14 protein-coding genes are annotated in these 17,028 nt (G+C 62.9%); 4 read left to right on the top strand and 10 right to left on the bottom strand.

The genetic code is table 11. The features are described 5' to 3' along the window. Positions 1-106: 106 nt before the first annotated feature. A complete protein-coding gene (locus tag ACA062_RS19485; RefSeq protein WP_497452562.1) occupies positions 107-1,432 on the top strand; it encodes an ammonium transporter in 1,326 nt (441 codons plus the stop codon). Positions 1,433-1,590: 158 nt separating this feature from the next. Here ACA062_RS19485 and ACA062_RS19480 read toward each other — a convergent pair whose 3' ends face one another. The 9 genes from ACA062_RS19480 to ACA062_RS19440 form a co-directional block, all read right to left on the bottom strand. After that, complete coding sequence (locus tag ACA062_RS19480) at positions 1,591-2,505, bottom strand: bifunctional 5,10-methylenetetrahydrofolate dehydrogenase/5,10-methenyltetrahydrofolate cyclohydrolase (protein ID WP_497452561.1); 915 nt, start codon at positions 2,503-2,505, stop codon at positions 1,591-1,593. A gap of 87 nt (positions 2,506-2,592) precedes the next feature. Further along, entirely contained in the window at positions 2,593-4,272 is a 1,680-nt protein-coding gene (locus tag ACA062_RS19475) for an APC family permease (protein ID WP_497452560.1), read from the bottom strand. A gap of 156 nt (positions 4,273-4,428) precedes the next feature. After that, a complete protein-coding gene (locus tag ACA062_RS19470) occupies positions 4,429-6,771 on the bottom strand; it encodes a trimethylamine N-oxide demethylase (RefSeq protein WP_497452559.1) in 2,343 nt (780 codons plus the stop codon). A gap of 15 nt (positions 6,772-6,786) precedes the next feature. After that, the gene (locus ACA062_RS19465; protein WP_497452558.1) at positions 6,787-8,154 is read right to left on the bottom strand and encodes a trimethylamine monooxygenase; all 1,368 of its coding nucleotides are present in this window, start codon (positions 8,152-8,154) and stop codon (positions 6,787-6,789) included. Between the two features lie 69 nt (positions 8,155-8,223). Continuing rightward, positions 8,224-9,090: a formyltetrahydrofolate deformylase gene (gene purU, locus ACA062_RS19460; protein ID WP_497452557.1), complete on the bottom strand. Its 867-nt coding sequence runs from the start codon at positions 9,088-9,090 to the stop codon at positions 8,224-8,226. A 33-nt stretch (positions 9,091-9,123) separates the two neighbouring features. Then, positions 9,124-10,254 carry an aminomethyl transferase family protein gene (locus tag ACA062_RS19455; RefSeq protein WP_497452556.1) on the bottom strand — a complete coding sequence of 377 codons (1,131 nt, stop codon included), beginning with the start codon at positions 10,252-10,254 and terminating at the stop codon, positions 9,124-9,126. 35 nt (positions 10,255-10,289) lie between these two features. After that, a complete protein-coding gene (locus ACA062_RS19450; protein WP_497452555.1) occupies positions 10,290-11,306 on the bottom strand; it encodes a heme-dependent oxidative N-demethylase family protein in 1,017 nt (338 codons plus the stop codon). 9 nt (positions 11,307-11,315) lie between these two features. After that, positions 11,316-12,245, bottom strand: coding sequence for a PDR/VanB family oxidoreductase (locus tag ACA062_RS19445; protein ID WP_497452554.1), 930 nt, complete (start codon positions 12,243-12,245; stop codon positions 11,316-11,318). Beyond that, positions 12,242-12,754 (bottom strand): dimethylamine monooxygenase subunit DmmA family protein, encoded by a 513-nt coding sequence (locus tag ACA062_RS19440; RefSeq protein WP_497452553.1) that lies wholly within the window; start codon positions 12,752-12,754, stop codon positions 12,242-12,244. The genes ACA062_RS19445 and ACA062_RS19440 overlap by 4 nt, the downstream gene beginning before the upstream one ends. Before the next feature lie 225 nt (positions 12,755-12,979). On the opposite strand from ACA062_RS19440, the gene ACA062_RS19435 reads away from it, so the two are divergent. From ACA062_RS19435 to ACA062_RS19425, 3 genes are read left to right on the top strand one after another with little or no spacing between them, the layout of a single operon-like run. Continuing rightward, a complete protein-coding gene (locus tag ACA062_RS19435; RefSeq protein ID WP_497452552.1) occupies positions 12,980-14,125 on the top strand; it encodes an ATP-binding protein in 1,146 nt (381 codons plus the stop codon). Next, positions 14,094-14,765 carry a response regulator gene (locus ACA062_RS19430; protein ID WP_497452551.1) on the top strand — a complete coding sequence of 224 codons (672 nt, stop codon included), beginning with the start codon at positions 14,094-14,096 and terminating at the stop codon, positions 14,763-14,765. Before ACA062_RS19435 ends, ACA062_RS19430 begins: the two co-directional genes overlap by 32 nt. After that, complete coding sequence (locus ACA062_RS19425) at positions 14,766-15,515, top strand: PAS domain-containing protein (RefSeq protein WP_497452550.1); 750 nt, start codon at positions 14,766-14,768, stop codon at positions 15,513-15,515. It begins immediately after the preceding gene. A 150-nt stretch (positions 15,516-15,665) separates the two neighbouring features. Here ACA062_RS19425 and ACA062_RS19420 read toward each other — a convergent pair whose 3' ends face one another. Then, complete coding sequence (locus ACA062_RS19420) at positions 15,666-17,027, bottom strand: purine-cytosine permease family protein (protein ID WP_497452549.1); 1,362 nt, start codon at positions 17,025-17,027, stop codon at positions 15,666-15,668. Position 17,028: the final 1 nt, after the last annotated feature.

The raw sequence follows: 17,028 nt of genomic DNA, 5'->3' as shown, positions 1-17,028 counted from the left end.
TACAAGGGGTGTGTGCATCACCTATTCGAAGAGACCACGACGGTCCGTCGCTTTGCCACTTGCTCACTGCCCGGCACTTCCCATTTCCTTTGCAGGAGCTTTGAACATGGTCAATCGTTCTCTGGGCAAATCCCTTCTTGGCTTGTTGATGACCGGTGCACTCGTGCCGCTCGCGCAGGCGGCCGATGCACCAACCTTGAACACCGGCAGCACCGCATGGATGGTCACCGCCACCGTGCTGGTGCTGTTCATGTGCCTGCCAGGCCTCGCATTGTTTTACGGCGGTCTGGTGCGGGCGAAAAACATGCTCTCGCTGTTTACCCAGTGCTTCGGCATCGCCGGCCTGGTGGGGGTGCTGTGGGTGATGTATGGCTACAGCATGGTGGTCGACAGCTCCGGCATGGTCGAGGGGCAGGTGACATTCAACAGTTTTGTCGGTGGCTTGAGTCGGGCCTTCCTGGCCGGTATGACCCCGGACAGCCTGGTCGGCGAAATACCGGAAGGGGTGTTCGTGACCTTCCAGATGACCTTTGCCATCATCACCCCGGCACTGATTGCAGGGGCGTTCGCCGAGCGCATGAAGTTCTCGGCGGCACTGCTGTTCATGGCGCTGTGGTTCACCCTGGTGTATGCCCCGGTGGCGCACATGGTCTGGGGGGGAGCGGGGGCCTTGATGCATAACTGGGGCGTGCTCGATTTTGCCGGGGGCACCGCGGTGCATATCAACGCCGGGGTCGCCGCGCTGGCCGCGTGCCTGATGCTCGGCAAGCGCAAGGGCTACCAGAACACGCCGATGCCGGCCCACAACCTGAGCCTGACCATGGCCGGCGCGGCGATGCTCTGGGTCGGTTGGTTCGGCTTCAATATCGGTTCCGGTGGCGGCCTAAGCGGTACCTCTGGCGTCGTCATGCTCAATACCCAGCTGGGTGCTTGCGCCGGGATTCTCGGCTGGATGTTCACCGAGTGGTTCAAGGTCGGCAAGCCGAGTGCACTCGGTCTGGCCAGCGGAGCCCTGGCCGGTCTGGTAGGGATCACTCCGGCATGCGCTTATGTGGGCGTCGGTGGTGCACTGGCCATCGGCCTGTTGTGCGGGGTGTTCTGCTACTTGAGCGTCACGGTGCTCAAGCGCCGCTTCGGTTATGACGACAGCCTGGATGTGTTCGGCTTGCACGGCATCGGCGGGATGATCGGCGCGGTGCTGACCGGGGTGTTCTGTGTGCCATCCCTGGGCGGGCTGGTGGAAGGCGTGACCATGGGCGCCCAGGTCGTGGCGCAAATCAAAGGTGTGCTGATGACAACGGTGTATTGCTTCGTCATCAGCTGGATCATCCTCAAAGTGGTCAATGCGCTGGTCGGCTTGCGGGCCCATGAGTCGGTGGAGGACATGGGGCTGGATCTGGCTGAGCACAATGAGCGTGCCTATAACCACTGATCTTCAGGGTTGATCGATATCTCTCTCGAACTTGCGGGGAAACCTGTCGTTATTTTTAGGTGTACGCGTTCCCCTGTAGGAGCTGGCTTGCCAGCGAAAGCGGTGGGCCAGTCGACATATTTATCGCTGAACGGACGCTTTCGCTGGCAAGCCAGCTCCTACAGGGGGAATGGTCCGCCAAGCTGAACGGCACGCTGCAACTGGCTGGCGATCAAGGTGTTCTTCAGCAGATACGCAATCGTCATCGGCCCGACACCGCCAGGCACCGGCGTGATTGCACTGGCAACGGTGCGCGCGCTGGCGTAATCGACATCGCCCACCAGACGAGGGCCGGATTCGCCCGCAATCCGATTGATCCCGACATCGATCACCACGGCCCCGGGTTTGAGCCAACTGGCATCGATCAAATGCGGCCGACCCACCGCAGCAACAACGATGTCCGCCATACGACACAACGTCGGCGCATCGACGCTGCGTGAGTGCACCACGCTGACCGAGCAGTCGGCTTGCAGCAGCAGGGTTGCCATCGGCTTGCCGACGATGTTCGAACGCCCTATGACCACCGCGTGCAAGCCGCTCAAGTCACCACAGGTTTCACGCAGCAGCCGCATACAGCCGCTGGGCGTGCAGGGGGTCAAGACTTCGATGCCTTGCACCAGGCCACCGACATTTTCCCGATGAAAACCGTCCACGTCCTTGATCGGGTGAATGGCATGAATCACTGCCTGCTCATCGATATGGCCCGGCAAGGGCAACTGCACCAGGATGCCGTTCACCGTGGGGTCGGCGTTCAATTGCGCAATCAGTTCCAACACCTCGTGCTGGCTGGCACTTTGCGCCAGACGATACTCCAGGGAACGGATGCCGACCTCCTTGGCCCGCAGCAGTTTGTTGCGCACATAGACTTCGCTGGCCGGGTCTTCACCGACGAGTAGCACGGCCAGGGCCGGGAAGATCTGCTGTTCGGCCAGGGCCATGACTTCTTCCCGAACCTCGTCGAGAACCAGGGCAGAGATGGCTTTGCCGTCGATATCGCGGGCAAGTGCAGGGGGGGTGCTGAGCAAAAGAATCACCGTTGTCTTGATTGATAGAGAGGCGAAATGATCATCGAGGCGTCGTTGCGCCCCGATGATCCATCAGAGACCTGCAGGCAAGGGCGCTCAGGCTACCAGTTGATGGCAGCCGTACACCACCAGAACACCCGCGATCAGCGTGGCATAAGGCAACCAGCCGGCGCGTTTCTGACCGGCATCGGCCTGAATATGCAGGTCGCTGAGCATCGCTTCGGGGAAGCGTCCGCGGTCCTGCACATAGTGGCGATAGCAGAATACCGGCAGGATCAACAGCGCCAGCAGCAGGCCGGTCATCAGGGTTCCGGCGCCCCAGATATCGGCGCCCAGGCCCATGCAGGCCAGGTTGACGAAACTAAGTACACCGCCGGCCACCAGCAGCACGGTGGGGGCCTTGTACGGGCGTACCCAGTCGGGACGGTCCAGGCGATGGATCCAGCCGGCGTTGAGGTTCAGAAAGTTGAAGATGATGTAGCTGACATTGGACGCCGCGAGCACGAACACGTAGTCGGACATCAGCAACAGCAGCAGGTTGAACGACAGGTCGGTCCACATGGCGGCGGTCGGTGCGCCGTGTTCGTTGGTGCGGCCCAGGTACTTCGGCAGCCAGCCGTCCACCGACGCCTGGTACAGGGTGCGCGAGGAACCGGACATCGAGGTCATGATCGCCAGCAAGGTGGCAAGCACCAGCATGATCAGGACGATATTGGCCACAACCTTGCCGCCGCCGATACTGTCCGCCATGACCTGGCCGACGCCCATGCCGCTGTAGATCGCCGGTGACAACAGGCCGCTGTAGACCGCCGGTGTGACCACCGCACCGCTGGCATCGAGTACCGCCGGGGTCACCAACTGACCAAGACCGAGACTGCCCTGAAAGGCCAGGGGCACCAGGGTGAACACCAGAATGCACAACAGGCCGGCATAGAAGATCGCCTTGAAGGTGTCGCGCTTGGGGTCCTTGAATTCCCGGGTGTAGCACACCGCCGTTTCGAACCCGTAAGTCGACCACGCGGCCATGAACAGCCCCCCGGCCATCAGCGACCAGCCGGAAATGTCCCAGGGCCCGTCGATGACTTGCCCGGCCGCATCATGGGCCAGCGGATACAGTGGCAGGAAGTTGGCCTGGGCCGCATCCCCGGTGAACAACGGCACCACGCCCACCAGCAGCAAGGGAATCAGCGAGGTCACGCCGAGCACCAGGGTCAGGCGTGCCGAGCGCAGGATGCCGCCATGCTGCACGGCGAACACGGTCAGCAGGATCAGCAGGCCGATGGCGAAGGTCGCGTTGATCCGCAGCGACAGGCCGCTCTTGATCCAGCCCAGGTCGAGCAAGGTCAGTTGCCAGGTGTTGATCAGTGCATCGGCGGGAAACAGCGCAGTGAGGATGTAACCGGCCGCCAGCCCGGAACCGATGGACAACACCGGCGACCAGGCCAGCCAGTTGCACCACACCGACACCGGTGCGATCAACTTGCTGTAGCGCACCCAGGCGACGGCGCCATAGACCGAGGCACCGCCGGACTTGTGCGGGAACAGACCGGCGATTTCGGCGTAGGTGAAGGCCTGGATAAAGCCGAACAGGATCGACACGATCCAGACGATCCAGGCCGGCTTGCCAACCGTGGCGGCTATCGCGCCGATAGAAAACAGCACCAGGGCGGGCACGCCGCTGGCGACCCAGAACGCCCCGCGCCAGTCGATCTTGCGCTGCAGGCTGCCCATTGAGCCGGCGGCCTGGGGTACGGCCTCGAACGTAGTCGCTTGCATCTTCGTATTCCCATGTTTGAGTAGAGCGGGACCTGTAGGAGCCGGCTTGCTGGCGATGGCATTCTTGAGCCTTGCACGAGCCGTGAGGACGCCTTCGCTGGCAAGCCAGCTCCTACAGGTGCGGGTATGGGCAGTCAAAAGTAAGTGTAAGGTCGATCAACTGCGTACCCGGCTCTTGTCCGGGTCGTAGAAAATCGCGGCGGTGACCGTGGCGCTGATGCGCTTCTGCAGGCCGTCGACTTTGCCGATTTCCAGCACCGTGCCGACGTCGGCACAGGCCACGTCGACCCGGCACAACGCGATGTTGCTGGCCAGCAGTGGCGAGCGGCAGGCACTGGTGATGACCCCGACTTGGGCCCGACCGCGGTACACCGGGTCACCGTGGTGGGCGCCTTCATTGCCACTCAATTGCAGGCCCACCAGCTTGTGGGCCGGATGAGCGCTGCGCCGCAGCAGGGCCTCGCGACCGATGAAATCATCGGTCTTGCTCGTCAGCGGTACGCTGAAACCGATACCGGCCTCGAACGGATCGGTCTGGTCGCTGAATTCGTAGCCGGCAAAGATCAGCCCGGCTTCGATGCGCAGCATGTCCAGCGCTTCCAGGCCCAACGGCACCAGGCCCAACGGTTGGCCCAGCGCCCAGATCCGGTCCCAGACTTGCCCGGCATCCTCGGGCTGGCACCAGACTTCGTAACCCAGCTCGCCGGTGTAGCCGGTGCGCGAGATCATCAGCGGGCAACCGTCATAACCGTCCAGGCGACCCACCAGAAAACGGAACCAGCCCAGGCTTTCCAGGCCCGGCTGATCAGGCGCGGTCCAGACCATTTGCTTGAGCAGCTCACGACTCATCGGGCCTTGCACCGCGAGGTTGTGGATCTGCTCGCTGGCGGACTTGACCCAGACTTTCATGCCGAGCTTCTGCGCCTGCTCGCGCAGCCACACGCCGGCGTAGTCCTCGCCGCAGATCCAGCGGAAATTGTCCGGTCCCAGGCGCAACAGGGTGCCGTCGTCGAGCATGCCGCCGTGCTCGTGGCACATCGCCGAATACACCACTTGCCCCACCGCCAGGCGCCGCACATCCCGGGTCAGGCAGTACTGCAGCAAGGCTTCGGCATCAGGGCCGATGATTTCGAATTTGCGCAGGGCGGTCAGGTCCATCACCGCCACCCGTTCGCGGCAACCCAGGTATTCCTCGATCGCGCCATAGCCGTCATAACGCAGTGGCAGCCACCAGTTGCGGTAGTCGACGAAGCTGCCGGTCAAGGCGCGGGTGCGTGAGTGGAACGCGGACTCACGGGTAAGAATCGGGTCGGCATCTGCCGTGGTTCGAGTGCTCATGGCGATGGAAAAACGCTCCTTTTCGCTGTAGATGCGGACGTGGATATCGCTCGGGTCCCAGCCATTGGCCGGGTCGATGTCATCCGGGCACGAGGTACTGGCGCACAGCAGGTCGGTCATGGCCCGCAGCAGCACGTAATCGCCTGGACGCGACCAGGGTTCATCCAGGGTCATCTGCTGGTGCGCGTCGATCCCGGTGTTGAAGAAAAAATTGATTGCCGGCCAGCCATTGCGGGCCTTGACCCCATGGGACGAAAGCACCTGGCTGAGGTTGTCGCTGCAGTTGTCGTGCCCGAAGTAGCCATGGCTCTCGTAATAGCGCGCAGCGCAGGCCAGGGCGAAGGAATCGTGGCGGCCGACGGTGTCACGCACCACCTCGAGCATCGGTTGCATCTGCCGGTCGAAAAACTTCGAAAACAGACCCGGTGCCGGGTAGGCGCTGCCGTTCAGCGTACGGGTGACGGTCTGGTCCAGGTCCAGCTCCAGGCCGCGATCCAGCGCCCGTCGATCCAGGGCAACGAAGTCCGAGCACTGGCGCCCGGCGACATCCAGCACCTGCACATACTGACCTTTGCCGACGGTGTAACTGTGGGCAGTGCCGGCACCGATGGTGAACTCGTCGAGTAACTCGCCCAAGGGTTCTGGCAACGCGGGGAGCAGCAGCGGCGAGGGATTGGCCCGAGTCACCCATAACCTGAGTTCGCTGGGCCGGTATTGCCGGTCAACGGCGGTCGGTCCGGCGGGTGCCGCGACGATCACGAGTAGCTCATCGCTGGCGACGAAGCGGCGGCTGAAGTCGGCAGGGCTGTCCTCGTCCCAGAGTGAGGCGGCGCTGGGCAGGTGTTGTGGATCAATCCCGCGTCGGCTCAGCGCGTGGCCAATGCGGCGCGACTGCAAGGTCGGTTCGGCGAGCCGTGCGCCGATAAACCCGCAGGCCGTCGAACCGCTCAGTGCCCAGGCCGCCAGGGCGCTGCGACCGAGCATATCCACGGCCAGCAGTTCGCAAGGTTGCCGGCCTTCGAGGTCGATCACTTGCAGGCTGTCGCCGGGCTGCAGTGCGACAAGGGTCAGGCCGCCGGCGGCTACCCGATAGCGCTCCAGGGCCGGGGCCCGGGCAAAGAGTCCGGGTTCCCGCGGGCGGGAAACACGAGGTGCGTTCATGGTGAGGCTCCCGGGTCAACCGATCGACTTGACGGACATCGGCGGTTCAGCGAGGTACGCCGCCATGGAGTCGTCAAGGGCGTGCAGCCAAGGCGTGTGGTGGGGCGGCGACTGGGTGCCGGTCATCAGCGAGCGATAGGACTTGTCGCGGTAACCCATGATGTTGTGGGCCTTGTCGTGCTTCCAGTGCAGGAAGGTGTCGTTGACCGCGGCGATATCGAAGTTCGGGTAGTCGGTGGCGTCCACCAGCTGCTGGATGTAGGCGCCCTGGAATTCGAACATTTGCTGGTTGGTTTCCAGTGTCTGTTCCCGTGCGTGCCATTGCAGGCTGTCGGCGATCATCTCGGCCGGGCTCGGCAGCTGGATGCGTCCGAGGATCACATCGCGGGCGTACCAGGCTTGGGCGTCGAACATGTTGAACGAGTACCACTGGTCCTGCATGCCGAGGTAGATCAGTTGCGGGTTGGGCTCCCAGAAAATGCCCTTGTACAGGTTCATCGGCCATAGCCGGTTGTCGGTCTTGAGGCACAGTCCGTCCGGCAGGAAGGGGAAGTGATGTTTGTAGCCGGTGCACAGGATCACCGCATCGATGTGCTTGTGGGTGCCGTCGATAAAGTACGCGCGGTTTTTTTCCAAGCGCTGCAACAGCGGTTTTTCTTCCCAGTTGGCGGGCCAGTCATAGCCCATGGGTGCGGTGCGGTAGCAGCTGGTGATGCTGCGGGCGCCGTACTTGTAGCACTGCGAGCCGATGTCCTCGGCGGAATAGCTGCTGCCGACGATCAGCAGATCCTTGCCCTTGAACTCCAGCGCCTCACGGAAATCATGGGCGTGCAGGATGCGCCCGCCGAACCGCTCGAATCCGGGGAAGTACGGCATCTTCGGCGTCGAAAAATGCCCGCAGGCGTTGATCACATAGTCGAACTCTTCCGAGGTCTGGGTATCGCTGCCGTGGTCGTGGGCGACCACCGTGAAGCGGCGAGTCTCTTCGTCAAAGGTGACCTGGCGCACCACATTGTTGAAACGGATGTAGTCGCGAACCCCGGCTTTTTCGACGCGGCCCTTGATGTAGTCCCAGAGCACTTCCCGTGGCGGGTAGGAGCCGATGGGGCGGCCAAAATGGTCTTCGAAGGTGTAGTCGGCGAACTCCAGGCATTCCTTCGGTCCGTTCGACCACAGGTAGCGGTACATGCTGCCGTGCACCGGTTCGCCGTTTTCATCCAGGCCGGTGCGCCAGGTGTAATTCCACATGCCGCCCCAGTCTTGCTGTTTTTCATAGCAGACCAGTTCCGGGATGGGTGTTCCCTGGTCCCTGGTCGATTGAAATGCCCGCAGTTGAGCCATGCCGCAAGGGCCGGCACCGATGATTGCTACGCGTAAAGTCATGATCGTGCCTCGTGATGTACGACTCGGATAGAAACTGCAGCGGCGCCTCAGAAACAGCAGCCGCTGCTCTCAGCGAAAGATCACTGTCTTGTCCTGGTTGATGAACACCCGGTGTTCCAGGTGATATTTCAGGGCTTTGGAGAGGGCGACGGTTTCGGTATCGCGGCCGATGGCAACCAGCGAGTCGGGCAGGTGGGTATGGTCGACCCGCTGGATTTCCTGCTCGATGATTGGCCCCTCGTCGAGGTCGCTGGTGACGTAGTGGGCAGTGGCGCCGATCAGTTTCACGCCGCGGTCGTAGGCCTGGTGATAGGGCTTGGCGCCCTTGAAACCGGGCAGGAACGAGTGATGGATATTGATCGCCCGCCCGGACAGCTGCTGGCACAGCCCGTCGGACAGAATCTGCATGTAGCGGGCGAGCACCACCAGGTCGGTCTGGGTGTCCTCGACGATGCGCATCAGTTCGGCTTCCTGGCTGGCCTTGCTGTCCTTGGTGATCGGCAGATAGATGAAGCGGATGCCTTCACGTTCAGCCATGGCCCGCAGGTCCAGGTGGTTGGAGACCACGGCGGTGATGTGCATGTCCATCTCGCCCTTGCGATGGCGATAGAGCAGGTCGGTCAGGCAGTGGTCGAACTTGCTGACCATCAGTAGCACCCGGGTCGGCTGGCTGCTGCAGAACAGTTGCCACTGCATGTCGAAGCCGCCGGCCAGGTCGCCCAGGTTTTCGCGCAGGGCACCGATGTCGCCGGTCACGCCGGTGTTGAAGCGGAACACCGCACGCATGAAAAACTGCCCGGTGAACTCGTCGTCGAATTGCGCCAGCTCGCTGATGTAGCACTGCTGGCGGGCCAGGCACACGGTAATAGCGGCGACGATGCCGGATGCTGCCGGGCAGTCGATCTTGAGGATGTAATGTTCGTTGGAGGTGTCCATCGAAGGTTCCCTTTTTGCAAGTGAGGGGAAGGCTCAGCCCTTGGCCGTGCGCTTGGTTTTTTTCGGGTCGTCGAAAGGCAGTGCGTGGGTCTCGGCGGCGCTTTCCTGGCTGCCACGTACCTGCAAGGCGATGCCGGGAACGGAGCAGGCGACACTCATGCGGGCGATGGCCATCGAGCGTTTGCTCAGGCGCGAATACATGCCGCAGGTGATCACCCCGACTTGCTGGTTGCCTTGCCACAGGGTGTCGCCGGCCTCGGCGGCGCGCACGCCTTCGAGCAATACGCCGGTGATCTTGAAGCGCTCCTGGCCGCGCAGGCGGAAGTGCTCCTCGGCGCCGCGGAACTCGCGTTTGTCCGGGGAGACGGTGAAATCCAGGCCCATTTCCCAGAGCGTGTCGCCAGCCTTTTGGTCGGCGAAGGGGTACATCTGCGAGTTGTCGTAGGGGAAAAACATCAACGAGCTTTCCACCCGCAACCAGTCCAGGGCGGTAAAGGCGCATGGAATGATGCCCAGGCTCGCGCCCTGTTCGAGGATGCTGTCCCATAGCGCCGGCGCATCGGCGGCCTTGCAGAAAATCTCGTAGCCGCGCTCGCCGGTGTAGCCGGTGCGGGAGATCATTACCGGGCGGTCGAACAGGCGGGTTTGCAGGTGATGGAAGTAAGGCAGCTGACGGATCCCGGGGACGTGCTCGGCGAGAAAGTCCACCGCCAGCGGCCCTTGCAGCGATAGGTCGTGCAGGTCGTCATCGAACAGCACGGCCACCTGCCGGCCCTGGGATGAACGCACCAGCATGTCGTGACCGCTGCCGGCACCGTGCACCACCATGAATGCGTTGGGCCCGGTGCGGTAGACGATGCAGTCATCGACGAACTTGCCGTCCTCGTCGAGCATCGAGGCGTACACCGACTTGCCCGGGTAGAGCTTGGCGATGTCGCGGGTGGTGGCCCATTGCAGCAGGCTCTCGGCGTGGGGGCCGACGTAGTGGACTTTCTTCAGCCCGGACACGTCCATCAGCCCGGCCCGGGTGCGGATCGCCTGATGGTGATCGGCCAGGTCGCTGCTGTAGGTCCAGGCTGTGCCCATGCCGTTCCAGTCTTCGAGGTTCGAGCCGAGTGCGCGGTGCCGTTCGGCCAGTGCAGAAATACGCCATGAATGGGCCATGTGAAGATCCTTGTCGGGAAAAAGTAGGTAAGGAGTCAGGCTTTCGGGTCGAAGCGGCTCAGCCACTGGACCAGGGTCGGTCGGTAGCGGCTCATGCCTTTGTAGTCGGCGATCGGCTCGGGCAGGTCGCGCAGCACGCGATGCAGGCGGCAGCCCCAGCCGGGCTGGGTGACCAGTTCGTCCATGCTGATCAGGTAGGTGCGGATGCTGAACATCACCGCGTGGCTGCGCGGCAGGCGGGCCATCACTTGTAGCTCGACCCGCAGATGCACCTGTTGCCCGACGTTTTCGGTGGTGATGCGGCCGCGATCGGCGCCCCATTCATGGAAGGTCTCGGGGGACGAATCCAGGCGCGGGTTGATGGTCAGCGTCCAGTTCAGGCGCCGCACCGGCTGCCCCACCTGCAGGTTGAGCAGGTACTTCAGCGCGCGGTCGAAGATGCCCATCTGATGGGCCATGGGCACCGGTGAATGCCACTGCTTGAAACTCATGCCGGCGTCGAACGCCAGGGACCAGTCGGCCGGGCTGGTGACCAGGCCGGCGTCCATGTACAGGTCGCCATCGCGCTGATCGAGCAGGGCGAAATCCCCCTGCACCTGGCGACCGATGAACTCCAGCGGCTCGCAAGGCAGACTTGCGGCATCACCGAAGACAAAGCGCTGATCGATATCCAGCAGCTGGTTGCGCCAGTGCCAGTCGTCACCCACACGCTCAAGGCTGAACCACTGCGGATAGTCGGCGGCGAGGTGTTCCATGAGCATCTGCAGGGCATCCCAGGCGGCTACCTGCATGTGCGGCAACACCAGGTAGCGGCGCGGGTCCTTGTCCAGCACCAGGGCACGTTCGGCCATTTCCGAAGGGTAGTGTTCGTCGATGTCGAACCCGTGCTGGTAAATCGAGCCGGGGTCCCGGGAAGTCGCCGGTTCGATGTTCACCGAATACAGGTAGCTGTCCTCGGTGAAGGGGAAGGGAAAACGGCGGATGGCGGCGGGGCTGTTGCGAAAACTGAAGTCGTCGCGGTAACTCTGCACGGGGCTTGCTTGAATGGACATGGTCGACTCCTAAAGATCCAGCGAAACGCAAGGGCCGCGGCCGCGAGAGACACAGGGCATAAGAAAATCTGCCTGCTCGGCGGGGCTCAGAAAGCTGTCGCGGTGTTCGATCTCGCCGCCCAGGTGGCGGGTCATGCATTGGCCACAGACGCCGCCACGGCACAGGTTGGGGATCTGCAGGCCGGCCGATTCCAGGGCTTCGAGCAGGCTTTGTTCGGCCCCGACCTGCAGGCGGCGGTCGCTGCGCAGCAATTGCAGGTCGAAGGGCTGGCCCGGTTGCGCGGCATTGAAGGCCTCCCAGTGCACCCGGCCGAGCGGCCAGCCGAGGGCCTTGGCCTGTTGCCGTACCGCGTCGAGCAACGGTTGCGGGCCGCAGGTGTAAACGTGGCTGCCCAGCGGCCGGTGGCGCAGGATCTGGCTCAGGTCCGGACGACGGGTGTAGGTGTGCAGTCGCGATCCCAGGCGCTGTTGCAAGTCCTCGACATAGGCATCGCTCAGGCCGGGGCGACAGAGGTAGTGCAATTCGAAGTGGGCCTGGCGTTGTTCCAGGGCCGCGATGTAAGCCATGAACGGCGTGATGCCGATGCCGCCGGCGATCAGGATGTGCAGGCTGGCGGTCGAGTGCAGGGCAAACAGATTGGCCGGCGGCGAGATCTGCAGCCTGTCGCCGACCCGGACCTGGCGATGCAGGTAGTGCGAGCCGCCGCGGGAGGCGTCCTGCAGGCGCACGGCGATGCGGTAGTGCTGGCTGTGCGCCGGGTCGCCGGTCAGTGAATAGGCATTGCGCACATTGCCCGTCGCCAGCGGCAGGTGAACCTGCACATGACTGCCGGGGGAAAAACCTGGCAAGGGTCCGGCGCATGACTGCAGGGTGAACTCGCGCACCGCCGGGGTGAGCATTCTCGCCGCGCTGACTTGCACTTGGAGTACGGCGCTCATGACCGGGCTCCAGGGTAAGGCTGGTCGGGGTTGGTGCAGACACCGAGGTAGGCCCCCAGGCGTCTGGAAAAGTGCTCGCGCACTTCCAGCCCGATCGCGCAACCGATGCAGGCCAGCAGTGGCACCGGCCCGGCAGCCTGGGTCAGGCCACAGTGCACGCAATACACCAGGCGCGGGCCGGCAAGGGTGCGGGTGATATCGATCTCGTCATCTTCCAGCCCGGCGCTGCGGGCCTCGTTGTGAATGCGCCAGATAAAGGCCTCGTCGCCCATGATGTAGAGATGGCTGCCGACGGTGGCACTGCCTAGCACCTGATGCAGGCGCCGGGCAAAGTCGGCGTTCTCGCCATCGAGCACCAGGGGCTGGTCCAGTTCGCCGACAAAGGCTGCGCAGGCGGCCGCTGATTGCATGACCACGATCTGCCCGGTGGCGGTGTCGCGAGGTAGTCGCTGGCCATAGCGCGGGAGGCTGTGAAGTCGGTCCGGGGCGGCACTGTGTCTATCCGTCATGTGGGCTTTCCTGGCTGATCCACGCCTGTCAAAAGGGCGAGAAAGGTGGCGTTGGGCAAAGAGTTTGTTGCCTGTTGGGGAAGATACTTTCCTATGGGGAAAATCTTCTCAATCTGGAAAAAGGGCTATGTCTTTGGAGATAAGCCTTGCGCGAGGCTTGTCCGGGGCATGGAAGTTGCTGGTCTTTGCTCAGGGCTGAGCAACCGGGACGGGGAGTTATCGATAGTGCGAACACGACCGCAGTGGTGGCCGCTCTGGTTAGGGCGTATCCGCCCCGAACAGGCACGCAGCGTGCGCAAACTGCTGGCCGGATTGCCCTTGTGTCAGGTGCACGCAGACGGTGCCTTGTCGGGTTTTCTGGACCGTTTCGAAGCACTGCTGCCAACCTGCAAACTGAATCTGATCCTGGGTGGCGAAGACCTGGGGCCGGCGCGGCGTGCGTTGCTTGAGGGCTGCAGGGACGTGGAACGCTGTCCCTGGCGTGACGCGACACTGACGGATACGGCCCAAGTCTGTGGCCCTTGCCGGCAACGGGGCGTGCATCGCCTGCTGTGTGCCTTGCCGCAAAGTGACGATTCGAGCAAAGGGGTGATGCTGCTCGATACCCCACAACCGGCACACACCAGTTGGCGCCAATTGCTGGAGGAGGCGGCGCAGGCGGTCGGCGTCACCGTACGCTTGCGCTGCCACAACCGTGAGCAACAGCGCAAACAGGCCACGTTCCAGCACGGTGCCCTGGCCCGAGAACTGCACGATTCGGTGGCGCAGCAGTTGGGTTACCTGGCGTTCCAGGCGCATTTGCTGCGCACGCAACCGGGCACGCCTGAGCACGCCTCTGCGGTGTTGCAGGAATTGTGCGGCGGCCTGAGCCAGCTGCAACGCCAGGTGCGCGAACTGATCACCAGCGCGCGCCTGACCATGGACGGGCGCTCGCTGCGCCAGGCCCTGGCCGACTCCGTCGCCGAGTTCTCGCGGCGTTGCATCATCGTTTTCGAACTGGACAATCGCCTCGCCGACGATGCCTTGGGCCCGGAAACCGAACTGCAGATTCTGCAGATCATTCGCGAGGCACTGGCCAACGCGGTGCGCCATTCCCATGCGAGGCACGTGCGCATCGAACTGCGGCAAAGCCAGGACGGCGATATCGCGGTATCAGTGGAGGATGACGGCATCGGCCTGAGCCCGGCGTCGGGGGAGGACAACCATTTCGGCCTGGCGATTATCCGCGAGCGCGCCGCGAGCATCGGTGCCCGGCTGACCATTGAAGCGATCCGCCCGCACGGGGTTCGCGTACACCTTGGCCTTTGCCACCACCAGGACCTGCCACAGGGGAGTTTCGATGGACTGCACGACCTTATTACTGATCGATGATCACCCGCTGTTTCGCAAGGGCCTGGCGCAGCTGTTCGGCGCCAGCGATGACTTCGAAGTGGTGGGGCAGGCCGCCAGTGGCCGCGAAGGCATCAACCTGGCCGTCAGCCTGGCGCCGCAGCAGGTCCTGCTGGATCTGCACATGCCTGGCTTGAGCGGCTTGCAGGTGCTCGATGAACTGCGGCAGTTGCGCCTCGATTGCCAGGTGGTGGTGCTCACCGCGTCGATGGATCGTGCCGAGCTGTTGACGGCCCTGCGCCTGGGCGCCAGCGGCTATGTGCTCAAGGAAACCGAGCCCGATGCGTTGTTGGCCTACATGCGCAACTGCCACAAGGGTGCGATCGTCCTGGATTCGACCCTGATTGCCCTGCTCGCCGATCAACGCGGGTCGGTGCACCGGCCTGCACATGATGCGGATACGTTGGACACCGGCAACCTGACCGAACGCGAGGGGCAGACCCTGGCCCTGATCGCTGCCGGCATGAGCAATAAACAGATTGGCCGGGAACTGGGCATCAGCGATGGCACGGTCAAGATCTATGTGCGCAATCTGCTGCAGAAGCTCGGCCTGCACTCGCGTCTGGAGCTGGCGGCGTGGGTCCACAACGGCGCGTCGGTGCGACACGAGGAGCGGCATTAGATGAAGGATCGGCCTGAGGCATGTGTGCAGACACCGCCCTTGCACCTGATGGATCGCTTTCCAGCAGCGCTGCTCGAACTGCGGGATAACGGGCAGATCGCCCACTTCAACCTGGCCTGGGTCGAGCTGATGGATCGGCCGGGTCCGGAGCGCAACCTCATCGATTATGTGCACCACGAAGACCGTACGTTGTGGCGCCAGGCCCTGCATGAACTGCGTCGGCGTCCCGAGACCTCCTTTAACCAGCGGCTGCGCTTCGTCCACCCTTCGGGGGAACTGCGCTGGTTTGACGTCAGCCTCAAGCGCGGGGCCGAGGGTTTCTATCTGGTGGCCGGGGACATTACTGTGCACAAACGACGCGAGATCGCCTTGCAGGCCAGCCAGCGCAGCAGCATGAGCCTGCTGGACAGCATGCCGGGGCTGATCTATCGCGGCCGCAACAACCGCGACTGGACCATGGAGTTCGTCAGTGCCGGTTGCCTGCAATTGACCGGGTATCCCCCGGAGCGGCTGGTGGACAACCATGAATTCACTTACAACAGCCTGATCCTGGCCCAGGACGCCGATTACGTCTGGCGCGAGGTGCAATATGCCTTGTCGCGGCAGGAGCCTTTCGAACTCGATTACCGGATTCGCTGCGCCGATCAGTCGATCAAGCATGTCTGGGAGAAGGGCGTCGGAATTTATGCCGACACCCGGGAAGTGCTGGGTATTGAGGGCGCGATTTTCGAGCGCAGGACCCACCTTTAGTGGCGAGGGGGCTTGCCCCCGTTGGGGCGCGCAGCGGCCCTAAAACCGGTCCCCCGCAATCTTTATGGAGGAATGGGTGACCGGTTCAGGACCGCTACGCGGTCCAACGGGGGCAAGCCCCCTCGCCACAGGGGATTTTTCAGGCGGTAATCACGACAGCTCGCCAACCCCCTGGGCGCGCTGGCCGAGCTTCATCAGCCCGTAATAACTGATGGCCGGCACCAGCAGCCCGACCAGCCAGGCCAGGTCCACGCCGTCCAGTGCGGTAGCGACCGGGCCGACGTACAGCGTGGTGTTCATGAACGGGATTTCCACGGCGATCGCCAGCAGGAAACTGCCGCAGGCGATCCAGTTGATGCGCCCGTAGATCCCGTTCAGGTCGAAGATGTCGGCAATCAGGTAACGACCTTTGCGCAGGCAGTAGTAGTCCACCAGATTGATCGCCGTCCAGGGGATCAGGAAGTAGCTCATGAAGAAAATGAAGTTGAGGAAGAAGCTGATGAAGTCGTCCTGACTGATGGTGCACAAGGCCGTGGCCACCAGACTGATCACCAGCATGAACAGGCCGCGCACCCGAGGCGTCACCTTGAGCCGGGTAAAGGGTTCGATCACGGTGATGGTCGACATGAAGGCGCCATACAGGTTGAAGACATTGATCGACACCTGGCCATACAGGATGAAGACGAACAGCAGCAACGCGCCGCTGCCGAACAACCCGGCGACATGACTGCCGACGTTACTGGAAAAATCGGTGATGCCGACACTGAGCATCGCCCCCAGAATCATCATCCATGCACCGCCGCTGACCGTGCCGGCATAGCTGTACCAGAACACCTTGGCGGTCGGCGTGTTGCTCGGCAGGTAGCGCGAGTAGTCGGCCACATAAGGCGCATAGGACAGTTGCCAGGTCACGGCGATGCTCACCGCCACCAGGAACTTCGATAACGAGAAACCCGTTGGCAGCCATTGTTCGGCGGGGATCGGCAGCTGCAACGCGAGCAGCGTGGCAGCGACGAATACCAACAGTGAAAGCAGCGACAACAGCTTCTGCAGGCGATGGATCAGGCGATAGCCAAAGAGCGCGACGACGAAGCACAGCGCACCGATCAGGTAGATATTACCGGTGGCCGGCAGCGGGCTGACGGACTCCATGGCCTGGGCGGCGAGCAAGGTATTGCTGACGAAGAATCCCAGGTAGATCAGCATCACGAACAGCAGCGGCAACACCGCCCCCAGCACACCGAACTGCGCCCGGCTCTGGATCATTTGCGGAATACCCAGCTTCGGTCCCTGGGCGGAGTGGGAGGCCATGAAAATCGCCCCCACCAGCGAGCCGACAATAATCGCCAGCGCACTCCAGAACAGGTTCAGCCCCATGACCACCGGCAATACGCCGGAAGCGATGGTGGTGATGTTCATGTTGGCGCCGAACCAGATGAAGAACAGCGAGCCGGGTTGGCCGTGGCGTTCAGCCTCGGGGATGAAATCGATGCTGCGTTTTTCGACTTGCATG

It is taken from the genome of Pseudomonas sp. LBUM1679 (assembly GCF_059695565.1).
This window is presented reverse-complemented; position numbering and strand designations above follow the sequence as displayed.